The organism is Sphingobacterium sp. FBM7-1 (assembly GCF_020687765.1).
Lineage (GTDB): Bacteria > Bacteroidota > Bacteroidia > Sphingobacteriales > Sphingobacteriaceae > Sphingobacterium.
The window spans coordinates 99,445-125,260 of sequence record NZ_JAJEWJ010000009.1 but is presented as its reverse complement, the minus strand read 5'-3'; the positions used below and the strand labels follow the sequence as shown (position 1 = coordinate 125,260).

At 40.9% G+C, this 25,816-nt stretch carries 21 protein-coding genes, 1 tRNA gene and 1 pseudogene; 9 read left to right on the top strand and 14 right to left on the bottom strand.

Annotation, left to right across the window (positions count from 1 at the left end; translation table 11 throughout):
- Positions 1-4 precede the first annotated feature (4 nt).
- The 6 genes from LKO28_RS14070 to LKO28_RS14045 all read right to left on the bottom strand — a co-directional run bounded on the left by LKO28_RS14070 (position 5) and on the right by LKO28_RS14045 (position 5,748).
- Positions 5-1,618: a DUF4139 domain-containing protein gene (locus LKO28_RS14070; RefSeq protein WP_227695633.1), complete on the bottom strand. Its 1,614-nt coding sequence runs from the start codon at positions 1,616-1,618 to the stop codon at positions 5-7.
- Positions 1,619-1,672: 54 nt separating this feature from the next.
- The gene (locus LKO28_RS15610) at positions 1,673-1,807 is read right to left on the bottom strand and encodes a FeoB-associated Cys-rich membrane protein (protein WP_227695632.1); all 135 of its coding nucleotides are present in this window, start codon (positions 1,805-1,807) and stop codon (positions 1,673-1,675) included.
- 38 nt (positions 1,808-1,845) lie between these two features.
- Entirely contained in the window at positions 1,846-3,948 is a 2,103-nt protein-coding gene (gene feoB, locus LKO28_RS14060) for a ferrous iron transport protein B (protein WP_227695631.1), read from the bottom strand.
- Position 3,949: 1 nt separating this feature from the next.
- Complete coding sequence (locus LKO28_RS14055; protein ID WP_227695630.1) at positions 3,950-4,186, bottom strand: ferrous iron transport protein A; 237 nt, start codon at positions 4,184-4,186, stop codon at positions 3,950-3,952.
- Between the two features lie 129 nt (positions 4,187-4,315).
- The gene (locus LKO28_RS14050; protein ID WP_227695629.1) at positions 4,316-5,158 is read right to left on the bottom strand and encodes a ZIP family metal transporter; all 843 of its coding nucleotides are present in this window, start codon (positions 5,156-5,158) and stop codon (positions 4,316-4,318) included.
- Positions 5,155-5,748, bottom strand: coding sequence for a phosphatase PAP2 family protein (locus tag LKO28_RS14045; RefSeq protein WP_227695628.1), 594 nt, complete (start codon positions 5,746-5,748; stop codon positions 5,155-5,157). The genes LKO28_RS14050 and LKO28_RS14045 overlap by 4 nt, the downstream gene beginning before the upstream one ends.
- Before the next feature lie 204 nt (positions 5,749-5,952).
- Here LKO28_RS14045 and glmM point away from each other — a divergent pair, with 204 nt between their 5' ends.
- The gene (gene glmM, locus LKO28_RS14040) at positions 5,953-7,335 is read left to right on the top strand and encodes a phosphoglucosamine mutase (RefSeq protein ID WP_227695627.1); all 1,383 of its coding nucleotides are present in this window, start codon (positions 5,953-5,955) and stop codon (positions 7,333-7,335) included.
- A 57-nt stretch (positions 7,336-7,392) separates the two neighbouring features.
- Here the strand turns inward: glmM and rplI are convergent, their stop codons facing one another.
- The 3 genes from rplI to rpsF are packed head-to-tail and all read right to left on the bottom strand — an operon-like array spanning position 7,393 to position 8,480.
- Complete coding sequence (gene rplI / locus LKO28_RS14035) at positions 7,393-7,836, bottom strand: 50S ribosomal protein L9 (RefSeq protein WP_227695626.1); 444 nt, start codon at positions 7,834-7,836, stop codon at positions 7,393-7,395.
- Positions 7,837-7,848: 12 nt separating this feature from the next.
- Positions 7,849-8,112 (bottom strand): 30S ribosomal protein S18, encoded by a 264-nt coding sequence (gene rpsR / locus LKO28_RS14030; RefSeq protein ID WP_227695624.1) that lies wholly within the window; start codon positions 8,110-8,112, stop codon positions 7,849-7,851.
- On the bottom strand, positions 8,112-8,480 hold the full coding sequence (gene rpsF, locus LKO28_RS14025; protein WP_227695623.1) for a 30S ribosomal protein S6: 369 nt from the start codon (positions 8,478-8,480) through the stop codon (positions 8,112-8,114). The genes rpsR and rpsF overlap by 1 nt, the downstream gene beginning before the upstream one ends.
- Before the next feature lie 183 nt (positions 8,481-8,663).
- Here rpsF and LKO28_RS14020 point away from each other — a divergent pair, with 183 nt between their 5' ends.
- Complete coding sequence (locus LKO28_RS14020; RefSeq protein ID WP_227695622.1) at positions 8,664-9,167, top strand: lipocalin-like domain-containing protein; 504 nt, start codon at positions 8,664-8,666, stop codon at positions 9,165-9,167.
- A 53-nt stretch (positions 9,168-9,220) separates the two neighbouring features.
- Here LKO28_RS14020 and LKO28_RS14015 read toward each other — a convergent pair whose 3' ends face one another.
- From LKO28_RS14015 to gyrA, 3 genes are read right to left on the bottom strand one after another with little or no spacing between them, the layout of a single operon-like run.
- Positions 9,221-10,408 carry a tetratricopeptide repeat protein gene (locus tag LKO28_RS14015; protein ID WP_227695621.1) on the bottom strand — a complete coding sequence of 396 codons (1,188 nt, stop codon included), beginning with the start codon at positions 10,406-10,408 and terminating at the stop codon, positions 9,221-9,223.
- 4 nt (positions 10,409-10,412) lie between these two features.
- Positions 10,413-11,555 (bottom strand): tetratricopeptide repeat protein, encoded by a 1,143-nt coding sequence (locus LKO28_RS14010; RefSeq protein ID WP_227695620.1) that lies wholly within the window; start codon positions 11,553-11,555, stop codon positions 10,413-10,415.
- Entirely contained in the window at positions 11,521-14,082 is a 2,562-nt protein-coding gene (gyrA, locus tag LKO28_RS14005) for a DNA gyrase subunit A (RefSeq protein ID WP_227695619.1), read from the bottom strand. The genes LKO28_RS14010 and gyrA overlap by 35 nt, the downstream gene beginning before the upstream one ends.
- Before the next feature lie 302 nt (positions 14,083-14,384).
- Between gyrA and serC the strand changes: the two genes are divergently transcribed.
- The 6 genes and pseudogenes from serC to LKO28_RS15605 form a co-directional block, all read left to right on the top strand.
- Positions 14,385-15,455 (top strand): 3-phosphoserine/phosphohydroxythreonine transaminase, encoded by a 1,071-nt coding sequence (gene serC, locus LKO28_RS14000; RefSeq protein WP_227695647.1) that lies wholly within the window; start codon positions 14,385-14,387, stop codon positions 15,453-15,455.
- An 18-nt stretch (positions 15,456-15,473) separates the two neighbouring features.
- Positions 15,474-16,421, top strand: coding sequence for a D-2-hydroxyacid dehydrogenase (locus LKO28_RS13995; protein WP_227695618.1), 948 nt, complete (start codon positions 15,474-15,476; stop codon positions 16,419-16,421).
- 188 nt (positions 16,422-16,609) lie between these two features.
- Positions 16,610-17,923 carry an aspartate kinase gene (locus tag LKO28_RS13990; RefSeq protein WP_227695616.1) on the top strand — a complete coding sequence of 438 codons (1,314 nt, stop codon included), beginning with the start codon at positions 16,610-16,612 and terminating at the stop codon, positions 17,921-17,923.
- 19 nt (positions 17,924-17,942) lie between these two features.
- A complete protein-coding gene (gene lysA / locus LKO28_RS13985; RefSeq protein ID WP_411028047.1) occupies positions 17,943-19,118 on the top strand; it encodes a diaminopimelate decarboxylase in 1,176 nt (391 codons plus the stop codon).
- Positions 19,119-19,231: 113 nt separating this feature from the next.
- Positions 19,232-19,304 (top strand) — tRNA-Lys (locus LKO28_RS13980).
- A 788-nt stretch (positions 19,305-20,092) separates the two neighbouring features.
- Positions 20,093-20,269: pseudogene (locus tag LKO28_RS15605) on the top strand (relaxase); the annotation flags it as partial.
- A gap of 155 nt (positions 20,270-20,424) precedes the next feature.
- Here the strand turns inward: LKO28_RS15605 and LKO28_RS13970 are convergent.
- Positions 20,425-21,219 (bottom strand): aminoglycoside 6-adenylyltransferase, encoded by a 795-nt coding sequence (locus LKO28_RS13970; RefSeq protein WP_227695611.1) that lies wholly within the window; start codon positions 21,217-21,219, stop codon positions 20,425-20,427.
- A 262-nt stretch (positions 21,220-21,481) separates the two neighbouring features.
- On the opposite strand from LKO28_RS13970, the gene mobC reads away from it, so the two are divergent.
- The gene (gene mobC / locus LKO28_RS13965) at positions 21,482-23,482 is read left to right on the top strand and encodes a conjugal transfer protein MobC (protein ID WP_227695610.1); all 2,001 of its coding nucleotides are present in this window, start codon (positions 21,482-21,484) and stop codon (positions 23,480-23,482) included.
- A 34-nt stretch (positions 23,483-23,516) separates the two neighbouring features.
- Here the strand turns inward: mobC and LKO28_RS13960 are convergent, their stop codons facing one another.
- Positions 23,517-25,775 (bottom strand): ATP-binding cassette domain-containing protein, encoded by a 2,259-nt coding sequence (locus LKO28_RS13960; protein WP_227695609.1) that lies wholly within the window; start codon positions 25,773-25,775, stop codon positions 23,517-23,519.
- Positions 25,776-25,816 lie beyond the last annotated feature (41 nt).

Sequence of the window (25,816 nt, the reverse complement as noted above, 5' to 3'; positions counted from 1 at the left end):
TTCGCTAAAATAAATTAACTTGTCTGTCCTTTGGATGTTTGACCGAGTAACCAAATTTTAATTTCTCGGTACCGCCGGCCGGAATATTCAATTTCCACGTGACGATACCGGTATCTTTATTGACTTTTCCACCGCTAGCTTCTTCCAACGTAATGTCCATAGACTTATCGGTCGATAGTGGATATTGCTCTTGCAGTGTTAAGCTGATAGCCGATTTCTTGTTATTTTTAACGGTTATTTCATAAATAGCCGTTTGCGTTCGGCTGTTTCCTATCAGTCTCGTTGAAGAAAGATCGTTGATTTTTTCCCGTTTAACGGAAATCATTCGATCTCTTCCTAAGCTCAATTTTAGGGTGTCGGTTGCTTCGCCCGGATTCACAAATGTTTTTCCGACCAAGATGTTTTCAAACAGGACGTTTGCTTGTCCGGGAACAAGATTTAACTTCTCGTAATCCGTCAACTCGGCCAATAAGAATACATCTTGGTTGATACGCGGAGCGACGTAATATTGATAGTTCGCGGGGTGAGTATATTCTTGGAGATTTACGGCATGCTGCTTCCCGTTAGAGGAAATCGTATAAGGAAGGTCGATGTCGAAAGTGGTATTGAGCTGGTTTTCAGTTTGCTGTACATAGTCGTTCAATGCCTGAGGTGCAGCAGCAGCTTCCTCTCGCACGGCTCCTACAACGTTTAGTCTTTTTGCAGCTCCTCTTGTAACAACGGCCTCATTTAGTGTTGCATCCCTTGCCATCAATTCTTGATAATACAGATGCCAAGGCGAAAGAGTTGGGGCTATACCTCCTTGTGCGGGATTTGACGTAGAAAGTCGTAGGTTGACCTGTTGCCAGTCGACACCTGTTTGTTGTGTAATATTGGCCTTATATACAATTTGCAGCGGAGACGTGGTATTCGCGGCACGTAATTCGTAAGAAGCATGCCAATTCGCCCGTCGTGTCAGGTAAGATATGTTAAATGGATGGTTTCCAGTTTGGTTATTCATCACCTGTACGATCAATTGGCCGCCCGAACCCGACGTCTGTCCGCTGACTTGATCGAATTGAACCTTGGCCCGATCCACTACATCCTGTTGTGCTGCTACCTGCTCCTCCAATGTTGTAATATTGTTCTTTACTTCTAGGTATTTCGGTTTGTAGAACTCAGTCATCTTTGCCAGTTCAGCTACGGTTGTGCTGCTGTTGTCTCCGGAAATTTTTTGGTTTTGTTCTAATAATTTCAGCAAGCTTTCTTCAGCAGCCTTTTGATTTTGCAGCTTTTTTAACTCCGTTAAAGCATTCTTATACGTCTGCTCAACCTTGCTGTAAGCGGTTGTTTTTACTTCCGCATCGATATAATTTAATGCGGGTCGTACGGATAGGACGGTAACATGTGTTCCAGTTCCAATCTGTATGCTATTTTCATCTATGTTGTTCGCTACATGGGTGAACACTATTTCGCTGCTACCGGAAGGAAGATGTAGGTTCGCTGTGTGATTTAATTCCGCTGCGCTTGTAAAAACGGTTACGTTTTTTAAATCTGCTTTTTGTATCAGCGCTTTCTGAGCAAAAGACAGGTTTGCCACAATCAAGCCTGCGCAAAGTAACAAGTTGCTTTTTATCATGATATCAATCTTTATAAAACAGATGATCTGTCGGACAATATTCCATAAAGATAGTTATTTTACATCGGTCGCCGAACAACCACAACCTTTGCTACAGCCTTGTTTATTGTTTTTTGAAGGCATAAATTTTCTTATCATAAAAAATAAGGCGATGATAAAAAGAATACCGATAATACTATATTGTACCATTTTAATTATTTTAAATCCTCATCACACATTACTCATCACTACTTCAGCAGCTGATAAGCAATGAAAGCAACGATATAAGCTAAGCCAGTCATCATAACCGTTTGTATTATTGTCCATTTCCAGGAACCTGTTTCCCGTTTCATGATTGCAATAGTACTCATACATTGCATGGCAAAAGCATAAAATAAAAGGAGCGAAACCCCGGATGCCAAGTTATAAGAAGGCTGTCCCGTATTTCTATTGATTTCCGACCGCATTCTGGTTAACAATGTTTCCCGCTCTTCATCGTCATCAGGATCTACCTCTTCACCCAAACTGTACACCGTAGCCATGGTGCCCACGAAAACCTCTCTCGCGGCGAAGGAGGAGATAAGTCCGATGCCCATTTTCCAATCGTAGCCCAACGGCCGAACTAAGGGTTCTATACCCATCCCCATATAGCCTAGGAAGGAATGTTCCAATCGGAAGGAAGCAATCTCTTCACCCAATTCTTCCTCGCTTAGGGTCGGGTTGGCTTGCTGTACGTAGGTCTCGGCATTCCTAAACTTATCATTGGGGCCAAAATTGCCAAGCACCCATAAAATGATAGCCATCGCTAAAATGATTTTACCGGCGCCGAATAAGAATCCGGAGGTTTTCTCCCACATATTCATGCCCACGTTTCGCCAATCCGGCGATTTGTACGAAGGGAGCTCGAAAATAAGAAACGACTTGTGCTGATTTTTAATGATCTTATTTAAGACCGCGGCAGATAATAGTGCGGCAACCACACCGAGAATATATAGTAGATTCAATATAAGCCCCTGTAGTCCGAAGCCCAAAAATGTTTCATCAGGAATAACTAAAGAGATTAACACGACATAGATCGGTAAACGTGCTGAGCAAGTCATAAAAGGGGTGACTAGCATGGTCACCAACCGCTCTTTAGTATTCTCAATGTTGCGAGCGGCCATAATTGCCGGAACAGCACAACCGACACCAGACATGAGCGGAATGACCGATTTTCCGTTTAACCCATAAGGACGAAGCCATCGATCCATCAGAAAGACAACGCGGCTCATGTAGCCGGTTTCCTCCATCAGGGAGATAAGCAGAAATAAAATCGCTATCTGAGGAACGAAAATAATAATGCCACCGATCCCGGCTAATACGCCTTGTGTTAATAGATTGGATAAGGGACCTTCGGGTAGTATACTGGCGGCATAATCAATGAGTGTAGAGAAATGCTCATCTATCCAATCCATGATAGGTTCGGACAAAATGAACACCAATTGGAACACGAGAAATAGAAGAAAAAAGAAGACAATATAGCCCCAAACCGGATGGAGTAAGACTTTGTCAATTTTATTTGTCTTGTTTAGGTGTTGATTATCCTTTTGTAGAATTATTTTTTTTAAATCGTTTTCAATCTTTGCATTCCGTTGAATAGCCTCCGCTTGTTGAAGTGTATTCGAAGAAAGCTGATGTCTATTCCGGATGTCGGCTAATGTTTGTTGTTGTTCTTCTGTTAAGAAGGATACATTCTCCTGTGCAATAAATTGCCAGGTTTGATACTCCGTGTGCAGTGGAAAAGCTTTTTTTGCTTCTTCTAAGGCTGCTTTGTGATTGTCGTGTATTTCAAACTGGCCGGGGAAATATCCCGGACGTTCGTCAAAGCCGTTAATAAGCTGTGCTATTCCCTTGCCATTTCGGGCGTCGGTGGTATATACCTTTGTGTGAAGATAAGCTTCTAGCCGGTGGTAGTCAATGTCAATTCCTTTGGCGTTGGCTTCATCAATCATATTCACAACGAAGATGGCCGGAACGCCTAATTCACGGGCTTGTTGGTATAAAACGATAGACCGTTTAATATTGTTTGGTTCGGCAACGACAACGACCAGGTCCGGGTGTGCAGGATTTTCTTTATCCGCTAAAACGTCGTACACAATTTCTTCATCCATTGAGGTTGGGAAGAGTGTATAGGTTCCGGGTAAATCAATGATACGATACGTTTTACCATTAGCTTTCACCGAGCCATCTCGCTTTTCTACGGTGATGCCCGGATAGTTCCCGACGTGTTGATGTAACTTTGTAATACGGTTAAATAGCGATGTTTTTCCCACATTGGGATTTCCTAGAAAGGCTATTGTTGGATTCTTCATATTATTTTTCGACGAAAATGTGTAGCGCTTCGGATTTACGGATTGCAATTAAGATGTTTGAATTGGAAATTTGTAGACCGATCGGCCCGTGAAACGGTGCCCTATGTTTCACTTCTATCACAGTTCCCGGAAGAAGTCCCATTTCGTAAAATTTAGAAGGTATTACTGACGAATCAAGCTGGCATATGGTCGCTTGTTCTCCTACTTCCAACAAATCAAGACTGAAACTTTTCTGCATAATGTCGTGTTAAAAATTATGTAATGATATCCCTTTTTAGAATATCGCTGACGGATGCAGCAAAGTTAGCTAATTTAGAACGATTTTAAAGTCATAATATCGTCTTTGTTTGGGACAATCCTTTAATGGTTAGTGCGTGTGTTCGTGCCCATGCTCATCGTGATTATGGTCATGATCATGATCATGCTGATGGAGGTGATCATGATTTTCATGATGATGACCCGGTTCATGATGAGCATGGTCGTGTGAATCAAAAAGAAAGTTAGCCAGCGATACCAATACGCCAAGGATCACCGCGATCATTTTCTTGCGATTAAATTTATGGTGGTCTGCAGACCCCGATTCGAATAAGATTGTCGTTGAAATATGCAAGAATATCCCAATAACAATCGCCATTATTTTATCGAAATACTGCGTGATGTTTCCGATTTCACCCTCGCTTATCCCTTTACTAGTTAGAAAACCCAATGGAGTCATAATCGCAAATAAAAGAAGAAAAATGGCGATTTTCGTTTTGGAAAGTCGCGTGTTGAGTAATAAGCTTCCTAAAGCAAAAGCGGCGGGTACGTGGTGGATTGCGATACCGAAAACCAGCTCTGCCTGATGACCAGCCGCCAATGGCATCCCTTCTAGAAATGCATGTAAACACAAACTGATCATAATACCCAACGGAAACGCATTATGGGCGCTATGGTGGATATGACCATGTTCAATACCTTGAGAAAACTGTTCCAATACCAACTGGAATAAAAACCCACCTAATATATAGAGACCAATTATTTCTGGACTGGTGTTTTGGCTGATATAGACATGCGGAATTAAGTGCAATACAGTAATACTGAATAGATAGGCACCGCTAAAAGAGAGGACAAGTTTTAATAGATTAGTGTTGTCTCTTTTAACAAAGAATACCGACAAACCACTTAAAAATGCCGAAATAAATAAAATGCTAACGATTAATGCAGAACTCATGCTGTTATAGAAGTAGGGTGGGGCGTAAAAAAGTCTGGAAAAAAACGCTTAAATAGATATCCGGTTCCGGTACCGATCAAAATACCTAAAAGAGCTCCCCATAGAATATCGAACGGATAATGAACACCCACATATATTTGAGAAAAACTGATCAAAGCAGCCCATGTTATGCATAACCATAAGGTATGTTTCCATCGCCTCCGGAATAAAACAATCCAAAAGAAAGCCATCGCAAAATGGTTGGTAGCATGGGAGGAAGTAAAACTAAATCCGGATCCACATCGCACGCGAACATTGGCTTCTGTTTTAAAAACCAGATCGTTACAAGGACGTATACGTTTTACATTTTTTTTTATAACATGTGATGACAAGGCATCGGAAATGCCGAAATTAGCCAGTGTAAAAGCAACAATTAATATTCCCATCTTGCCGTAGTTCTTGATGAAAAAAATAATTAGAAACAGATATAAAGGCGCCCACGTATATGGATTCCGTAGGATAGGTAGCAACCAATCAAAAAAAGGATTACTTAATCCTTGATTTATGGCCAAAAATAGCTCTTGGTCAAAATGAATGAGTTGATTCAACATAGATTCTGTGCTCGTTTAAATTACTCTTCAAAAGTAAAGAATAATTGATAACATTGCCCGCTTTTGATCAAATGATACAGTGTTGCAACAAAAGTAAGGTTTTGATCGCTAAAAAAGCAAATTATTCTAATAAATATTAGGATATAAAGTTATTTTTACGCTTGTTTAAAGCGAACAGGCTTACATGGCCGTTAAATTTGAAATATGACACTTATAAAATCTATATCTGGTATCAGAGGTACCATAGGAGGTAAACCAGGAGAGGCACTTACACCTATTGACATCGTTAAATTCACCGCTGCATTTGGTAAAATTCTGTTACAGAAGTCGGACAATAAAAAAATTGTTGTCGGACGAGATGCACGTTTGTCCGGTGAAATGGTGAGCAACTTGGTTGTGGGAACCCTACAAGGAATAGGTGCTGACGTAATTAATTTAGGCTTATCAACGACGCCAACGGTAGAACTAGCTGTGCCCATGGAGAAAGCGGCAGGAGGTATTATTTTGACAGCCTCTCACAATCCTGGACAGTGGAATGCCCTGAAGTTATTAAATAGTAACGGGGAATTTATCAATGATGCGGAAGGAAAGGAAGTTTTGGCGTTAGGCGAAAGTCTGGATTTCGATTTTGCGGAGATCGGGGCGATAGGTAAAGAAACGAAAGATGATAGCTACTTACAGAAGCACATCGATGCGGTTTTGGCCTTACCGTTAGTAGATAAAGACGCTATTCGCCAAGCAGGTTTTAAAATAGCGGTAGATGCCGTAAATAGTACAGGTGGAATTTTCATACCCGCCCTGTTAGATGCGCTAGGCGTAGAGACAGTTTATAAAATACATTGCGAACCTAACGGTAAATTTCCTCATAACCCGGAACCATTAAAAGAACATTTAGTAGACCTTTCGGAAGCGGTATTACATCATAAAGCAGATTTAGGGATTGCTGTGGATCCAGATGTAGATCGTTTGGTATTTATGATGGAAAACGGGGAGTTATTCGGCGAGGAATATACTTTGGTCGCCGTAGCAGATTATATCCTTCAACATACCAAAGGTAATACGGTGTCCAATCTTTCTTCTACGCGGGCGTTACGTGATGTAACCGTTAAACATGGTGGTGAATACTTTGCTGCGGCAGTAGGAGAGGTGAACGTGGTTACAAAAATGAAAGCGGTAAATGCTGTCATCGGCGGTGAAGGAAATGGAGGGATTATTTATCCAGATTCGCATTATGGTCGGGATGCTTTGGTAGGGGTAGCACTATTTTTAAGCCATTTGGCCAAATTAAAAAAGACGGCGTCTGTTTACCGTGCAGAATTGCCCCAATATTATATGTCGAAAAATAAGATTACGTTGACGTCAGATATGGATATCGACGCTTTGCTGCAGAAAATGGAGGAAAAATATAAGGCAGAAGAGTATACGACGATTGATGGACTAAAAATAGATTTTGAAAAAGAATGGGTACATCTTCGTAAATCGAATACGGAGCCTATTATCCGTATTTATTCGGAAGGTCCAACCCCGGATGCTGCCGATGCTATCGCACAGAAAATTATTCGAGAAATTGAGGAAATCATCCAATAAAATAAAAAGGAGATAACAAATGTTATCTCCTTTTTATTTTATTGGAATTTTATCTTATTATTCCGCTACAACTTCAAAAGGAATCTGTACTTTAACTTCTTTGTGTAAGTTTAAGTTAGCGATGTATTCACCGATTGTTTTAGGTTCCGTTTCGAATGTAATGCGTCGACGATCAACTTCAAATCCTTGTGTTTTCAAAGCGTCCGCAATTTGGATGCTGTTTACTTTACCAAAGATTTTTCCAGTTTCCCCTGCTTTAGCGCCAATAGTAAGTTTAACACTTTCCAATTTGTCCGCTAATTCGGTTGCGTCTTTCTTGATTTTATCCTGTTTGAACTGAGCTTGTTTGATGTTCTCAGCTAATACCTTCTTAGCAGACGTTGTCGCTAGAGTGGCAAATCCTTGAGGAATTAAGTAGTTACGACCGTATCCGGGTTTTACGTTTACGATATCGTCTTTCTCGCCAAGGTGTTTAATATCTTGTTTTAATATAACTTCCATGTCGTTTCCTCCTTATTTTAATGAATCAGCTACGTAAGGTAATAGTCCAATAATACGCGCGCGTTTAACGGCTTGAGCTACTTTACGTTGGAATTTCAACGATGTGCCCGTTAAGCGACGAGGTAAAATTTTACCTTGATCATTTATAAATTTCAATAAGAAGTTTGCGTCTTTATAGTCGATATACTTAATACCGTTCTTTTTGAAACGGCAGTATTTTTTACGGTTATCCTCTACTTTAGGGGCAGTTACGTATTGTATATTCTCGTTTGCCATTAGTTTGCTACCTCCTCCGTTTTAGTTTCAGCTTTCTTGTTAAATGCGCCGCTACGTTTTTTCTCGTTGTAAGCTTTTGCATGTTTATCTAGAGCAATAGTCAAGAAACGCATAACACGCTCATCACGTTTGTATTCCAGCTCTAGTTTTTGAATTAATTCACCCGGAGCCTTGAATTCAGTTAGGTGATAGAATCCAGTAGTTTTCTTCTGGATTGGATACGCTAATTTTTTCAAACCCCAATTGTCTTCAGCGACAATTTCGGCTCCGCCTTCAGTAAGGATGTTTTTGAATTTCGCGATTACTTCTTTCGCGACATCCTCTGAAAGCAACGGGGTAAGAATAATGACAGATTCGTACTGTTGCATTGTTGATAAATTTGTTTTAATTAAAATTTAATACTCGTATCTTAACGAGTCTGCAAAGATAGCTATAAAATTTGTATTTCGCTAAAAAATAAAATGTCAAAATTTGATCAAAGCTAGCGCCCCTGTAAACTAAGTTGACAAGATGTACGTTCTTATAATAAGAAACGAATGCAATAGCATATTATGACATCAATTAAAAATGAACTCATAGGCACTTGGAAACTTTTGTCCTATATTGAAGTCCCGATCGAAGGTGACGATTCTCTTTTCCCGATGGGGAAAAACCCTTACGGAATACTGATGTATTCGCCAGACGGTTTTATGGCAGTACAGGTATCCAAAGAAGCACGGCTGCTTTATAAAAGTAACGACAAGATGATGGCTACACAAGAAGAAATGGCTTCTTCTTTACAAGGATATATTGCTTTTTGTGGTAGATACAAAATCGATAATAAAAGAGCCGTTGTGACCTATAGTATCGAAAGCTCTTTATTTCCGAACTGGAACAATCAAATGCAACATCGCAAGATTGATTTCGAAGGGGACATACTTTATTTGAAGTCGACGGAACCTATTCTCTCCAACGGGATATATGTCAACTCCTACATGACTTGGCAGCGTATGGAGCGGTCCGAAGAAGAGTTTGTCAGTGAACATTTGCTTCGAGAGGTTACACTAAAAAATTAAACAAAAACGGAGCGTCTTTCTAGACGCTCCGTTTTTACGACCGTATAAATCAATTATTGCTGTAAAGCTTCGATTTTGGCATTAATTTCTGCAGATTTTGCTTCATCCTGATGAAAATCATAATACCCCTTCAAGCTTCTAAGCGCATCTATATCATCTGGATTAAGTTGTACAACCTTTTCTAGATAGGGTAGCGCTTGTTTAATTTCTTCTTTTAAGGCACTCACTTGTGCATTGTAATCGCTGTTAGATAATGTTTTGTCCTCATTCAGCGCATTTAATCTATCGCGAACACCGTTGATAATAGTAGCCGATGCATTTTTGTTAGCATCTGCATAATCAGGATCCAGCTCAACTGCCTTTTTATACGCTTCGATAGCTTTATCATTATCACCACTTGCGGAATATGCAATACCTAGGTAGTAGTGCAAGGTTTTATTGTCGGCGTCTTTCGCAACCTGACTTTCAATCTCATTGATTATTTTTTCTTCATTCCCTGTGATGAGGTTCAACTCGATATTCTGAACGGCTGCATCATTGTCGTCTGGATATGCTGCAACGGCTTTCGCTGCATAATCTAAAGCTGATGTTGTATCCTGCGCCGATAAGTAAAGTTTAGGTAAATCTATGGTAATTGCCTTGTGTTGAGAAAACTCTTTTTGCGGAATTAACTGCTTATATTTATCAATAGCGTTTGGATAATCTTCGTTTTGGATAGCGGCTAACCCGGAGTAATAGGTTAGCGTCGTGTCACCTGGCAGAAAAGTAAGTGCCTTGCTAAAATCCGCATATGCCGTTTTAAAGTCTTGCTCTTGCCAAGAGCCAACACCTTTATTAAAACTATATTGTCCTAATTGTTGCGTGGCTATAGCAATGTTTTCCTGATTCTTCTCTTCACTATCCAATTCCTTTGCTTTTTGGATACCTTCTTCGGCAGTTTGTGCGGCCTCATCCGATTGTTCCAAATTCGCTAGACTGGTATATATTAAGGCATAAACTGTCCATGTTTCCGGATTGTCTTTCGTTTTGTCGTGCGTGATCGCCGCGTCAATAGCTTCTTTAGCACTCAGTAGATCTTTACCACCTAATTGAGCCAGTTGTTCAGGAGCAATATTGCTTCCTTGTAGCTTTTGGAATTCTTGTAAACCTGTTTTGGCTTTTCGTAAATTGCTGTTTTGAGCGAAAGCAGTAGTTCCTCCTGCCACCAATAACGAAAATAATATTACTTTTTTTAAGTTCATATACTTAATTGTTTGATAGTTGATTCAATAATAGTCTTACCCGATCTAATTGTCCCAGATCCCCAGATCTTTCATAATATAAAGAAAGAGACTTTAAAGCATTAACATCATAAGGACGAATTTCATTCGCTTTTAATAACAAATTTTGCGCCTGATACTGTGCTTCAACGTTGTCGCTATCTTGCAAGAAACCGTTAAGGAAAATAAGACCTAAGCCGAGATTTGCAGCGTAATTGTTAGGATCCAGTTGCAATACTTTTCCATAATATCTTTTTGCAATCTCAATATTTCCTACTGTTTCGTTGGCATATCCTGCTAGATAATTCAGATCGATGTTTTCGGGTTCATGAGCGACAGCCTCATCAATAATCGGCGCAATCGCCTTATATTCGTTACGTTGTGCGAAAAGTTGAACGAGGTTCATCAATACCTCCTTGTTTTCCGGAAACTTGGTCCTCGCTTCATGGAGTGTATTTAGCACGCCTTGGCTATCGCTGTTTAGTTTGTACACGTGCGCGAGCTCTAGGTAATATTCTACCGGCGCATCGCCTCTTTTCAACAAATTGCTATAATACGTAATGGCCGCATCGTACTGTTGGGTCTGTGTAGCCAATAACGCCAAGTTATAGGTTACGTCGTAATTGGGGATGTCCAATTCTTTCACCTCCAAATAACTTTGGAAGGCACCGGCATAATCTTCTTTTTCTAGTGCTTTTTTTGCCTTATATATATGTGCGGCAGCTAAATTCTGTTCGATGTACTGTAATTCAGCAGTATAATTATCCCAGTCACGATTTTTAATTTTATTAATAGACTCGTAGGTGATGTCAATAGGATCACTAGGATTTTTTATGCTGCGCGTTGAATCCGCATACGCCAACGAGCTGTATATCATCGCGCGGAGTACGTTCACGCGTGAACTGTTGGAATCGCGGCGGTTTTTATACGTTTCATCGATGAGTTTTTTAGCACTTTCGAGATTCTTTAAGTCGCCAGATTGGGTGTAACGTGCAAAACTATTGCTACTTTCCTTGTAGTTGGATTGTGCGAAAGTCTGCGCTGAACTCAACAGAAGCAAGCCCGACACGAGGGCGGGCAAGCAAATTTTTACCTTATTCTTCGTTTTCTTCCGCATCTGTTGTCTCATTTGATACGTCATTTTCATTTGTGTTTTCCTCGCCGTTTTCCACTTCCTCCTCTTCCTCGCGTTCTACTTTTGTAATCGAAGCTATAGCGTCCGTATCGTTGAGTGTAATAAGCCGAACACCTTGCGTAGCACGTCCCATTACACGAAGCGTGTCCACCCCGATACGAATAACGATACCAGATTTGTTAATAATCATCAGATCATCCTCATCGGTAACGCCTTTAATGGCCACTAGCTCGCCGGTTTTGTCGGTAACATTAAGTGTCTTTACGCCCTTACCTCCACGGTTTGTTACACGATAATCTTCAATATCTGTGCGTTTTCCATAGCCCTTTTCTGAAACGACAAGAACTGTGGTATCCACATTATCTACAGCAATCATGCCAACAACTTCATCGGTGTCGTTCGCGAGGGTAATACCTCGAACTCCCGTGGCCGTTCTTCCCATCGGACGTACCGTAGATTCATTAAAGCGTATTGCTCGTCCGGAGCGCAATGCCATAACGATTTCGCTATTTCCGGTGGTTAAACATGCTTCCAGTAATTCATCGCCTTCATTAATATTGATAGCGTTTATACCATTTGCACGCGGTCTCGAATAAGCCTCTAAAGATGTCTTCTTAATCGTACCTTTTTTCGTACACATGATAATGAAATTGTTTTCAAGATATTCTTGATCGCGAAGATTGGTGACCTTAATAAAGGCTTTGATTTTTTCTTCTTTCGGTACGTTGATGATGTTTTGAAGAGCCCGTCCTCGAGATGTACGGCTACCCTCTGGGATTTCAAAAGCTCGTAACCAGAAGCAACGTCCCCGATCGGTAAATAATAACAGGTAGTTATGCGCAGAGGCCGTGATGATATGTTCCGTAAAATCTTCCTCTCGTGTGGTAGAACCGATCGCTCCTTTACCACCTCGTCCTTGTCGGCGATATTCCGTCAACGGCGTGCGTTTTACGTAAGAGTTATGCGAAATCGTGATGACAATCTCTTCGTCGTCAATGAAATCTTCCATGCGCATATCTTCCGCAGAATGGACAATGGTTGAGCGGCGTTCATCACCATACTTCTCTTTTATCTCGTGCAGCTCTTTTTTGATTATTTCCATCCGAAGATTCTCATCGGCAAGTACCGATTTCAAATAATCAATGGTTTTCATGAGTTCAGCATATTCCTCTTTGATCTTGTCGCGCTCTAGTCCCGTTAGGCGACGAAGCGTCATATCGAGGATGGCACGTGCTTGGACATCAGATAAGCCGAATCTACTCATTAAACCTACACGCGCATCTTCAGGCGTTTCGGAAGCCCGAATCAACTTGATGACTTCATCCAGGTGGTCAAGCGCGATCAGATATCCTTCTAAGATATGCGCCCGTTTTTCCGCTTCCGCTAATTCAAATTTTGTACGACGGATAACCACTTCATGTCGGTGTTCCACGAATTCGTGGATCATATCCTTTAAATTCATCAACATCGGGCGCCCTTTAACCAAGGCGATGTTGTTTACCGAAAACGAAGTTTGTAAGGCGGTATATTTATAAAGATTGTTTAATACGACATTTGCGTTAGCGTCACGCTTGATTTCATATACAATACGAAAACCCTCTCTATCGGATTCGTCACGAATGGTGGCAATGCCCTCGATTTTTTTCTCGTTGACAAGTTCCGCCGTCCGCTCAATCATATTCGCTTTGTTGACCTGATAGGGGATTTCGGTGACGATAATCCACTCCCGTCCGTTTTTGAGGGTCTCAATTTCTGCTTTAGCACGCATCACGATACGGCCTCTGCCCGTTTCGCAGGCATCTTTTACGCCATTATAACCATATATAATACCTCCGGTAGGAAAATCGGGCCCTTTGATGTGTTGCATCAGTTCGCTGACTTCGATATCACGGTTGTCTATATACGCTATGGTGCCGTCCACGACTTCGGTTAAATTGTGAGGAGCCATATTAGTGGCCATACCTACCGCAATTCCGGATGCTCCATTCACCAAAAGATTCGGGATACGCGTAGGAAGTACGGTGGGTTCTTGTAGCGAGTCGTCGAAGTTCAGTTGGTAATCTACCGTATCTTTATTAATGTCGGAAAGCATTTCCTCCGACAACTTCTTTAGCCTTGCTTCCGTATAACGCATAGCCGCAGGCGGGTCTCCATCGATAGATCCGTAGTTACCTTGACCATCCACTAGCGGATAGCGCATGCTCCAGTCTTGTGCTAATCGAACCATTGCATCATATACTGAAGAGTCGCCGTGCGGGTGATACTTACCCAACACATCTCCAACGATACGAGCAGATTTTTTATAGGGTTTACCACTCGTTACACCTAGGTCTAACATTCCATATAGCACACGTCTGTGTACTGGTTTTAAACCGTCCCTTGCATCAGGTAATGCACGAGAAACGATTACCGACATAGAATAATCTATGTAGGCAGACTTCATTTGGTCCTCGATATTAATAGGAATGATCCGGTCGTTTGCAGGTACTAGATTGTTTTCGTTTTCTGTTTCTTCAGCCATATTAAATGTGGTTTCAATAAAACTAAATGTGTACTAAAAAAGTTGAACACATCGCATGCGAAGTTACGATTTTTTTTTGGTAATTATGCTGCAATTACCTGTGTAAATATATGTTTGCAGCAAAGATACAGAGGAAATAGGTCGTGCTCTGCACCTGCTGATGCTTTCGTTTGTTACATGTCATTTTTATATAAAACGAAAGAAATGTTTATTTATTTGTCAATAAAAGTTTGAGAAATATGAGGAAAATTAAAAAATGTACTATTTTTGCGATTCATTCATTCACATAAAATAAATTCATGATGAAACACAATTTTGGGGCAGGACCATGCATACTTCCAAATGAAGTATTTCAAGAAGCTTCGCAAGCTGTAATTGATTTCAACAACACAGGGCTTTCCATTCTTGAAATATCGCACCGTTCCAAAGAATTTGAGCAAGTGATTCAGGAAGCAGAAGCTTTATTACGCGAACTGTTGGATGTTCCATCTGATTATTCCGTATTGTTTCTGCAAGGTGGAGCTAGTCAGCAATTTGCCATGATTCCGATGAATCTGTTGCCCGAAGGGGGGAAAGCGGCATATTTAGACACAGGTGTTTGGGCGACGAAGGCTGCTAAAGAGGCGTCGAAGATAGGGCAGGTCGAGATTGTGGCTTCTTCATCCGATAAAAATTACACGTATATTCCCAAGGACTTTTCAGTGCCTTCGGACGCTACATATTTTCACTATACGTCGAACAATACGATATATGGTACAGAGGTTTTTGAAAAACCTCAAGTTAATCTACCAACCGTGGTTGATATGTCTTCCGATATTTTGAGTCGTGTCATCAATGTGGCGGATTATGATATTATTTACGCGGGGGCACAGAAAAATATGGGTCCTGCCGGCGTTACATTAGTAATTGTAAAGAATGCTATTTTAGGCAGAACAGGTCGTACGTTACCGACAATATTCGACTATCAAGCACATGCGAAAGCCGGCTCTCTTTTCAACACGCCACCGGTGTTCTCGATTTATGTATCGATGTTGAACTTACGTTGGTTAAAGGAAAAAGGCGGTATATCAGTTATCGAACAAGAAAATATCATCAAAGCGCGCACGCTATACGATGAAATTGAGCGAAATCCATTTTTCCGAGGTACGGCCAATGAAGAAGATCGTTCTCGCATGAATGTAACCTTCGTGATGGATACACCAGAGCAAGAAGCAGCTTTCTTAAAGCTTGCGCAAGAACGCGGTATGGTGGGTATAAAAGGGCACCGTTCAGTAGGTGGTTTTAGAGCATCGATCTACAATGCATTAGGAATTAGTTCCATCAACGCGTTGGTCGATGTAATGAAAGAGTTTGAAGAATTGAGTAATAAATAGCATAAAGATTTTAGTTATATGAAGATATTAGCAAACGACGGTATTGACGCGGCTGGTAAGAAGCTATTGGAAGATGCCGGATTCGAAGTAGATACGAATCATATTCCGCAAGAAGAGCTTGCAGAGAAGTTACAGGCCTATGACGCTATTACGGTACGCAGTGCTACTAAAGTCCGTCAAGCATTGCTTGATGTGTGCCCTAATATCAAAGCTATCGGTCGGGGTGGTGTAGGAATGGATAACATCGATGTGGATTACGCACGCTCCAAAGGAATTGCCGTTATCAATACCCCTGCGGCGTCCTCACTTTCGGTAGGAGAGCTCGTGTTTGCTCATTTGTTAAACGGTGTGCGGTTTTTGTACGATTCCAACCGTAAGATGCCCGTAGAAGGCAACACGAATTTTGGCGGCCTGAAAAAGGCGTATGCAAAAGGCGTGGAATTGAGAGGCAAAACTTTAGGTGTGGTTGGATTCGGTCGAATAGGCCGCGAAACCGCTAAAGTCGCACTTGGCTTGGGCATGAACGTCATCTATACGGATTTATTCGATGGGCCGACATCCTTATCGCTGACCTTTACAGGTGGCATAGCGGTTGATCTTCCGGTAAAGCAAGTAGCTTTCGAAGAAGTGCTTAAACAATCAGATTTTATTACACTTCATGTTCCTTTCTTAGATAAACCAGCTATCGGAAAAGAAGAGTTTGCCTTGTTAAAAGATGGTGTAGGTCTGGTGAATGCAGCGCGTGGAGGTGTTATTGATGAACTAGAGCTTGTAAAGGCGTTGGATTCCGGTAAAGTTTCTTTTGCTGGTTTGGATGTCTTTGACAATGAACCGACACCACGGGCAGAGATTTTGAACCATCCGCGTATTTCTTTGACGCCACATATTGGTGCGGCTACAAATGAAGCGCAAGAGCGGATAGGAATCGAGTTAGCAACACTGCTTATCGACGCCTTGAAGAAGTAATACTTCCGCATTATAATATATGCGGCACAAAAGCGATGGTATGCATTTGTGCCGCTTTTTTGTGTATAATAGGTACATTTACAAATAGATTAACTTATCATAAATACTACACGGAAGCTGTATAGGTCACCATAAAACAGCAATATGGATATCTACAAACTCCGTGATCATTAAAACAACTTGTTCAAATGAAAATTTTAAAATTTGGTGGCACATCGGTGGGTAGTGCCCAACGTATTAAAGGGTTATTGGATATTGTAAACCCTGCGGATCGCCAGATTATTGTGCTGTCGGCGGTAGCCGGCACGACAAATGCTTTGGTGGAAATCGGTCAAACTTTTTTAGCAGGAAAGTCTGAAGAGGCATTGGACTTAATCGCACAGCACAAGAATAAGTACGAAGAATTAATAAAGGAACTTTTTTCGACCGAACAAGGACAGAAAAAAGCAACCAATCTGATTGATTATCACTTTAATTATATCGCTTCTTTAGGCAATGAGCTATTCACTCCTATAGAGGAGAAGATTGTACTTGCCCAAGGCGAACTATTGTCGACCACCTTGTTTCATTTTCATTTAGAAGAGATTGGTATACCGTCAGTATTGTTGCCAGCATTGGACTTCATGAAAATCGATGAAGACAACGAGCCTATTGTGTCGTACATTGGTGAAAAGCTGGGCGCTTTATTAGCGGAACACGCCGATAATACATTGTTTATTACGCAAGGTTATATCTGTCGTAACTCATTTGGTGAGATCGATAACCTTCGTCGCGGAGGGTCCGATTATACCGCCTCCCTTATCGGGGCTGCCATCCAGGCAGACGAGGTTCAGATATGGACCGATATTGACGGTATGCATAATAACGACCCACGGATTGTCAGTGGAACAAAGCCTATCGCACACCTCAGTTTTGATGAGGCAGCGGAGTTAGCTTATTTCGGAGCGAAAATTTTACATCCACAGAGCGTTTTTCCCGCACAGCGTTACAATGTGCCAGTCCGTTTATTGAATACCATGGATCCACAGGCCTTTGGGACACTGATCAGTAAAGAGGGTGGTACGAATGGTCAGATCCGTGCAATTGCCGCAAAAGACGGGATCACCGCCATCCACATCCATTCCTCCCGAATGTTGTTGGCTTATGGTTTCTTACGCAAGATATTCGAGATTTTTGAACGTTATAAAACGCCGATCGATATGATTACCACATCGGAGGTAGCCGTTTCGTTGACGGTGGATGATACCAAAAATTTGGAAGACATTATCAAAGAAGTGGAAGATTTTGGCTCGGTGCACGTAGATTATGATCAGACTATCGTTTGTGTGGTCGGCGATTTTGGAGCCAATACACACGGTTATACCGCTAAGGTGCTCGATGCGATTAAACATCTGCCTATTCGCATGATTTCCTACGGGGGGTCGGATTATAACGTCTCTGTCTTAGTTGACGCCGGTCATAAAACAGAAGCATTACGTTCGCTGCATAATAGGTTGTTTTAAGATTTAAATAAATTATATGTTGTTCGATAATCATCAACTAGAAAAAATAAAAGCATCAGAAACGCCCCTCTATTATTACGATCTGAATCTGCTCGATGAGACGCTGGAGCAAGCGAAACGTGCTGCGGACAAGCGAAATTTTCATGTGCATTATGCGCTGAAAGCAAATTTCAATGATCGGGTATTGTCCCTCATTCAATCGAAAGGATTCGGAGCCGACTGCGTGAGCGGAAATGAAGTGCAGAAAGCGATTGATATGGGCTTCCCCGCAGATCAGATCACATTTGCAGGTGTAGGAAAATCAGACAAAGAGATTATTTTGTCGTTGCAGCATGATATCTTTGCCTTTAATGTGGAGTCGATCCAGGAAATGGAAGTAATCGACGAGCTAGCTGGCAAACTCGGTGTTGTGGCAAAAGTCTCCTTACGGATTAACCCGAATGTAGATGCGAATACCCACCACTATATTACAACGGGGCTTGATGAAAACAAATTCGGCGTTCCTACTTCCGAACTCGAACATGCAGCGGCTGTGATCCGAGAAGCAAAAAACGTAGAGTTAGTTGGTTTACACTTCCATGTAGGTTCCCAAATTACCGATCTAAATGTCTTCAAGAGCCTGTGTGTGAAGGTCAACGAGTGGAAAAACTGGTTTGAGGAACGTGGTACGCAAATTAAGGTGCTAAACGTAGGCGGTGGGCTAGGCGTGGATTACCAGCATCCGGACGAAAATCCAATACCAGACTTTGAAGCCTATTTCGATATATTCGACCGCTTTCTAGAACGGACGGCGCAGCAAGAAGTTCATTTTGAATTGGGGCGTGCATTAGTAGCACAATGCGGTTCTCTGATCACTAAGGTGCTATATACCAAAAGTGGTGTGAAAAAGCACTTTTTAGTCGTGGATGCGGGTATGACAGAATTAATGCGACCCGCTTTATACCAAGCTTATCACAAAATAGAACGCGTGGGCGACAGCGAAGAAACCCCAATCTTGTACGACGTGGTAGGCCCGATCTGCGAAAGTTCCGATTGTTTTGGAAAGGAAGTACCCTTGCCAAAATCACATCGCGGTGATTTAATCGCCATCCGTACAGCCGGGGCATACGGTGAGGTGATGGCTTCCCGTTATAATTTACGGAACGAAGTCCGCTATCTATATAGCGATACCTTAAATTTATCTTCCTCACTATGAATGGGTTTTTGTTTTTCTGAAAAAAAGCAGGAAAGAATGTTTGCAATTTAAATCGAAATACCTACTTTTGCATCACTTCAAACAACGAAGCGATGCTTCAGAAAGCGAAGTAAGATTCCGTAGCTCAGCTGGTAGAGCAATACACTTTTAATGTATGGGTCCTGGGTTCGAATCCCAGCGGGATCACAAAAAAAAGCTCAATCGAAAGATTGGGCTTTTTTTGTGTCCGCCGGATTCGAACGAAGGGTTGGCCTGGGTTCGATTCGGAGAAGGCTCAGGCATGAGTTTGGGGAATGCGGGGCTGAGCCAATCCCAGCGGGATCACAAAAATGCCTCAACGAAAGTTGGGGCTTTTTTGTGCCCCTAAAGTTGGGATGAGAACCCTTGGGTTCGGTCCGTTGGAGGCTCAGGGTTGTATATCACCGTTTTCAAAACGTCTGTCAATGTTTGCGACCTTTTTTAAGGTGGGGGCGACTAAGTCTTTAATCTCTGTTCCCGCTACTGCCAAGTCGTTTAATCTTCTTTCAAAAACCTCAATCTTACCTTTGGTCAATTACTTTACTTCGTGGAAATCGTCATCTGCCATCTCTCCATCGGCATTCTTTAAAAGTGTATTTTGATAGCGTTTGTTCGATGCGTCAATATCACTTATAATATTTGTCCTTTCGGTGTTTTGGGCTTTAGTCTTGTTGTTAAAGTCTTTTATAAAGGCTTCGATAAAAACATCGGCCATACCCTCTTTTGGTGACATATACCGTCTCCCTCTCAGAGAATGCAGACGATACGGCATAATTTCTTGTGGAAATCGGGGCAGATGTACACCGACTTTCCGCAACGGTTCAGCTTTAAGTAAAAACCTTTCGGCGAATTTCTTTAATGATTGGTGGAACCAGCAAGCGGTTGGGCAACGCCAAGAAGCTGAAAAAACAAACGCACAAAATCAGTCATCGACCACAGGCAACACCGTAGAGAAAGAGGAAGCCCATGCACTTTTTAACTTCCTAAATAAAGAACAGCCGACCGATGATTTATGGATAGACGGATTGGGTGGGCTACTGCCGGAGGCACAGGGCGAAGTCTACGAGGAACAGGAATTTGCCAACCGTATGAAGAAAAAGAAGAAACGCAAAAGGCATGGAAGACAACAATAGCTTTTTTGACCATCAAAGACCATGATTAACATCTTGGTCTTTGATGGTTAGCTTTGAATGAAACGTTTAACAGAGTGGATGGGTAAACCGCATTTGTAGGAGTAGATTACAAGCAATAAACATTTCCCAGCCACATAAAGAAATAGAAAATCAGCTTATTCAATCCTATTTAGTAGTCGTTTTAGGTCTGTCTTAACACCTAATTCATCAAACAGCTTTTTTGATAAGTTCAACGAATTTTGGAAAGCTACTTTTAAATTGCTAGAGTCCAAATCAGATGTTGTCAATCTAAATTCTGAATACCAATCTTTGTCAATATCTTTCTCTAAACTTTTTGTCGGACTTTCCCAATGATGGGTTTGATTTGTTGCTATTCGGATTAACCAAAGTAAATACTTTTGTACGTTTGACAGGCTTTGGTAAGCGTGAGCGTATTCCTTTCTTTTAATCAAGTTACTTGTTGTCAACAATACATTCAGTAATGATTGGCTTAAAAATAAGATATTTTCATTTGTAGTTCTGTCGGGCAATTTTGTTTTTATTTGATTAAGTGTTTCAGTCAAAAGACCGTCTTTGTCAATTAAGTTCATTTGCTCAAAATCACTGAACGATACAAAGCCCTCCCACGATTTTATGACGTCAATCTCATTTATTCTTAAAAAATGAAATTCGCCTCTAATCAGGTTCTCAAAAATTGCGACTTCACTGCCATATTCATTCGTAAAGTATAACGTTGTCGAATAAATCTTGTTTACCCACTTTTCGGAAGAAAAATTTTCTTTGCTTTTCAGAAAAATATAAAACTCGATATCAGAATATTGGTCGCCCTCGTTTTTGGTAAACGACCCATACATTAAAACTGCGGAAACATTTTCGTCCTGTTGAGCGATTGATTTGGTCGTATCAATCATTTGTAACTGTGTCATTGTGCTAAATTTAAAGTTTTGCATGCATTTCTTCATCACTTATGCAAAGTGATGAATTGTCAATTCCATTTTATAACAGTTACTTACAGCTTCATTGGATTAAATATTTTAGTTTTTGTTAGGAACAAAGTTACAAAAAATTGCTCTTGATACTCAATAGCGAGTTTTACCTTTTCTGCTTCTACGATACTCAGCCAAACTAAGCCCCCAAAAGCCATCCGACACCCCTTTGGATAAGCCCTTTTAAATAGCCTCTAAATTTCCTGCATCACTAAATTTTTTTGTTATGCAGGGAGAAGACGATTTGAGAGGATTAGCCAAAATCATGGCTTTTATGCGTGCCGTAAGTATTCTTTTGGTACTCATGCACTTTTATTGGTTCTGTTACGGGTTCTTTGCCGAACGTGGGTGGACACTGGAAATCATCGGCAAGATACTGACCAATTTCAACCGTACCGCAGGGCTTTTTTCACATACGCTTTACACCAAAATTTTTGCGCTGATATTATTGGCGTTAAGCTGTCTCGGTACAAAGGGCGTAAAAAACGAAAAGATAACATGGGCTAAGATTTACACCGCCTTAGTTATCGGCTTTGTATTGTTCTTTCTGAACACGCCATTGTTAAAGCTGTCCGTAGGGATTGCCACATCGCTTTACATCCTTACAACGAGTTTGGGATATATAGCCTTGCTTATGGCAGGGGGTTGGATGAGCCGACTACTCAGCAACAATCTGATGGATGATGTTTTCAATAGCGAAAACGAAAGTTTTGGGCAGGAAACCCGTCTGATGGAAAATGAATACTCCGTCAATCTTCCTACGAAGTTCTATTATAAAGGCAAATGGAATGACGGTTGGATTAATGTCGTCAACCCTTTTCGAGCCTCGATTGTACTTGGTACTCCCGGTTCGGGAAAATCCTACGCCATCGTAAACAACTACATCAAGCAGCATATCGAAAAGGGGTTTGCGATGTATATCTACGATTTCAAATTCGACGACCTATCCACCATTGCCTATAATCACTTATTGAAGCATAAGGATAAGTACAAAGTGCAACCCAAGTTCTATGTTATCAATTTTGACGACCCACGCCGAAGCCACCGATGCAATCCGTTAAGCCCTGCCTTTATGACGGATATTTCCGATGCCTACGAGGCTTCTTACACCATCATGCTGAACCTCAACAGGTCGTGGATTTTGAAGCAAGGGGATTTTTTCGTGGAAAGTCCAATTATATTGCTCGCATCAATCATTTGGTTTCTGAAAATCTATGAAGACGGAAAGTACTGCACGTTTCCCCATGCTATTGAATTGCTGAATAAAAAATATGCAGACGTGTTTACGATACTGACCTCATATCCCGAACTCGAAAACTACCTGTCGGCTTTTATGGATGCATGGCAAGGCGGAGCGCAAGACCAGTTGCAGGGACAGATAGCATCGGCAAAAATTCCATTGTCACGGATGATTTCGCCACAGCTTTATTGGGTAATGACAGGAGATGATTTTTCACTGGACATCAACAACCCACAAGAGCCGAAAATACTGTGTATCGGAAATAACCCCGACCGCCAAAATATCTATTCGTCCGCTTTGGGTTTGTACAATTCCCGAATTGTAAAACTCATTAATAAGAAAGGGCAGTTAAAGAGTTCCGTCCTCATAGACGAGTTGCCTACGATATATTTCCGAGGACTGGACAATCTTATCGCAACTGCACGTAGCAATAAGGTATCGGTGTGCTTGGGCTTTCAAGACTATTCACAGTTAACACGGGATTACGGCGACAAGGAAAGCAAGGTCATCCAAAATACCGTTGGTAATATTTTTTCCGGTCAAGTTTTAGGGGAAACAGCAAAGAACCTAAGTGAGCGGTTTGGTAAGGTCTTGCAGAAACGCCAAAGCATTACGATAAATCGCAATGATAAATCCACGTCCATATCCACCCAAATGGACAGCTTGATACCTGCCTCCAAAATATCCATGCTCACACAGGGTATGTTTGTTGGAGCGGTTGCGGACAACTTCGATGAACGTATCGAGCGAAAAATCTTTCATGCTGAAATCGTGGTGGATAATGATAAGGTAGCTTCCGAAACCAAAGCCTACAAAAAGATGCCGCAGATATTATCCTTTACCGATGAAGATGGCAACGACAATATGAAGCAGGTAATCGAAGCCAATTACAAGCAGATTAAAGCGGACGTTATGCAGATTGTAGAAAATGAAATGGAGCGTATCAAGAATGACCCGAATTTACAGCACTTGATACAGCAGGAGTAACCATTAAGCAAACAAGCGCAAAGGAGATAAATATTTATTTTCCTTTGCGCAAATGTTGCCTTACATATTCTGCCGTTATTGAAACATTATCTTTCAATAAATCACAAACCGTTCCGGTAAACAATACATTTCCGCCGTATTTACCTGCGCCAAGCCCAATATCTATTATCCAATCCGCCTGTGCAATCACATCAAGATTATGTTCTATGACAATTAAAGTATTATTATTTTCAACTAAATTATTCATAAAATCCAATAGCTTTTCAGTATCGCTTGGATGTAGCCCCGTGCTTGGTTCGTCAAGAACAATTATTTTATTGGAGTGCTTCAATTCTCTTGTCAATTTAAGGCGTTGTCTTTCCCCTCCCGAAAAGCTGTCTAACCGTTGCCCTAAGGTAAGATAGCCTAAACCCAATTTGAGCAACATATTAAAAGGCTTGTTATATAAGTTATCGGGGAAAAAATCAATAGCTTCTTCTACGGTCATATCCATTACATCTACAATATTTTTGCAGTTATAATGATACTTTAAGACCTTTGGCTGAAACCCACTGCCTCCGCAAACTTCGCAGGGTTGCTCTATATCATCCATAAATGCCAAATCAATTTTTTCAACGCCAATTCCTTTACAGTTTTTACAAGCCCCCTCACTATTTCTACTAAAAAGTTTATCGCACACGCTGTTTGCCATCGAAAACCGTTTTCTAATGTCATCCGATAAGTTTAAATACGTAATCAGATTGGAACGTATGCTCATGGCAGATAAAGACTGGTCAATAATGGTTATATCCTTATAAAATTTAGGCAGTACCTTGTTAATTAATGTACTCTTGCCCGACCCAGCAACCCCTGTAACTACGGTCATTACGTTTTTTGGAATTTTTACATTGACATTTTTAAGGTTATACAGATTAGCGTTTTCAATTTCTAAACACCCTTTTGCACTTCTTGGTTCTTTGCTTATAGTAGGTGTTTTTGCGAAGTATAGACCTGTTTTCCCTTTTGATTTTTTTAATCCATCAAATGTACCTTGATAGACAATTTCTCCACCTTTCTTTCCCGATTGTGGCCCCATATCAATGACCCAATCGGCAATCTTAATTAAATCGGGGTCGTGTTCAACAATTAATACAGTATTTCCTTTATCCCTTATTTGTTGAATGATTGAAGAAATATTTTGTAAATCCTTTGGATGAAGTCCGATACTCGGCTCATCAAAAATATAGAGTAAATCTGTTAGGTTGTTCCCGAGGTTTCTTACCATTTTTATTCTTTGACTTTCTCCACCCGACAGGGTATCAGTTCTTCTGTCCAACGTCAGATATTGTAACCCTATGTTTACGATGTTTTGAAGTTTTTTTTTGAGTTCAGCAAGGATTACATCATAAGTTTTGGATTGTAGAGAACTAACAAAGTCTAAAAGTTCTTCTATTGAAAGTGCTGTACAATCAGCAATACTTTTACCGTTTATTTTGCAGGACAAAATCTTTTCACTCAATCTTTTTCCATTACATACCGGACAGGGTTTTGTTGCGATAATATTTTTTAACGCCTCTTTACGGATAGTGTTCTCCTTTGATTGTTTCTTTAGAAATGCTTTCTCAATTCGAGGGATTATACCCTCATATTTCACTGTCTTTCCCCAGTCTTTGTCGGGGTTCTTCGGTTTGTGTTCTGGAGCATTCAAAAGCAAATCCCATTCATCGGCGGTATAATCTCCTAACTTTTTATTATTGTCAAAGTAGCCGGACATCGTATATCTCAATAAGCGGTAACCACCGGATTGGAAAGTCGGAAACATAATTGCACCCTCATTCAAAGACCGCTGTTTGTCTATAAGGTTGTCAACTTTAACTGTCTGTACAAAACCCAGCCCTTCACATTCTTTGCACATTCCCAAAGGATTATTGAAAGAAAATGTATTGGAATAACCTACAAATGGCTTACCCATTCGGGAAAAAAGCAATCTTAAAGAAGCATACACATCAGTTACTGTTCCAACGGTTGACCTTGCATTTCCTCCCAATCTCTTTTGGTTTATAATGACCGGAACATTCAGATTATCGATTTTATCCACATCCGCCACGCCTATGTGTTGCAGACGGTTTCTGATAAAACTACTTTGCGTTTCATTGAATTGCCTCTGTGCTTCAGCTCCAATTGTTTCAAAAACTAAAGAAGATTTTCCTGAACCGGAAACACCAGTAAATACAGTAATTTGATTTTTTGGTATCTGTACAGAAATATTCTTTAGATTATTTTGTCTTGCATTCTCTATAATAATATCAGCCATATTCGTTAACTTTGGTAATATTTAACAAAGTTAACTAATTT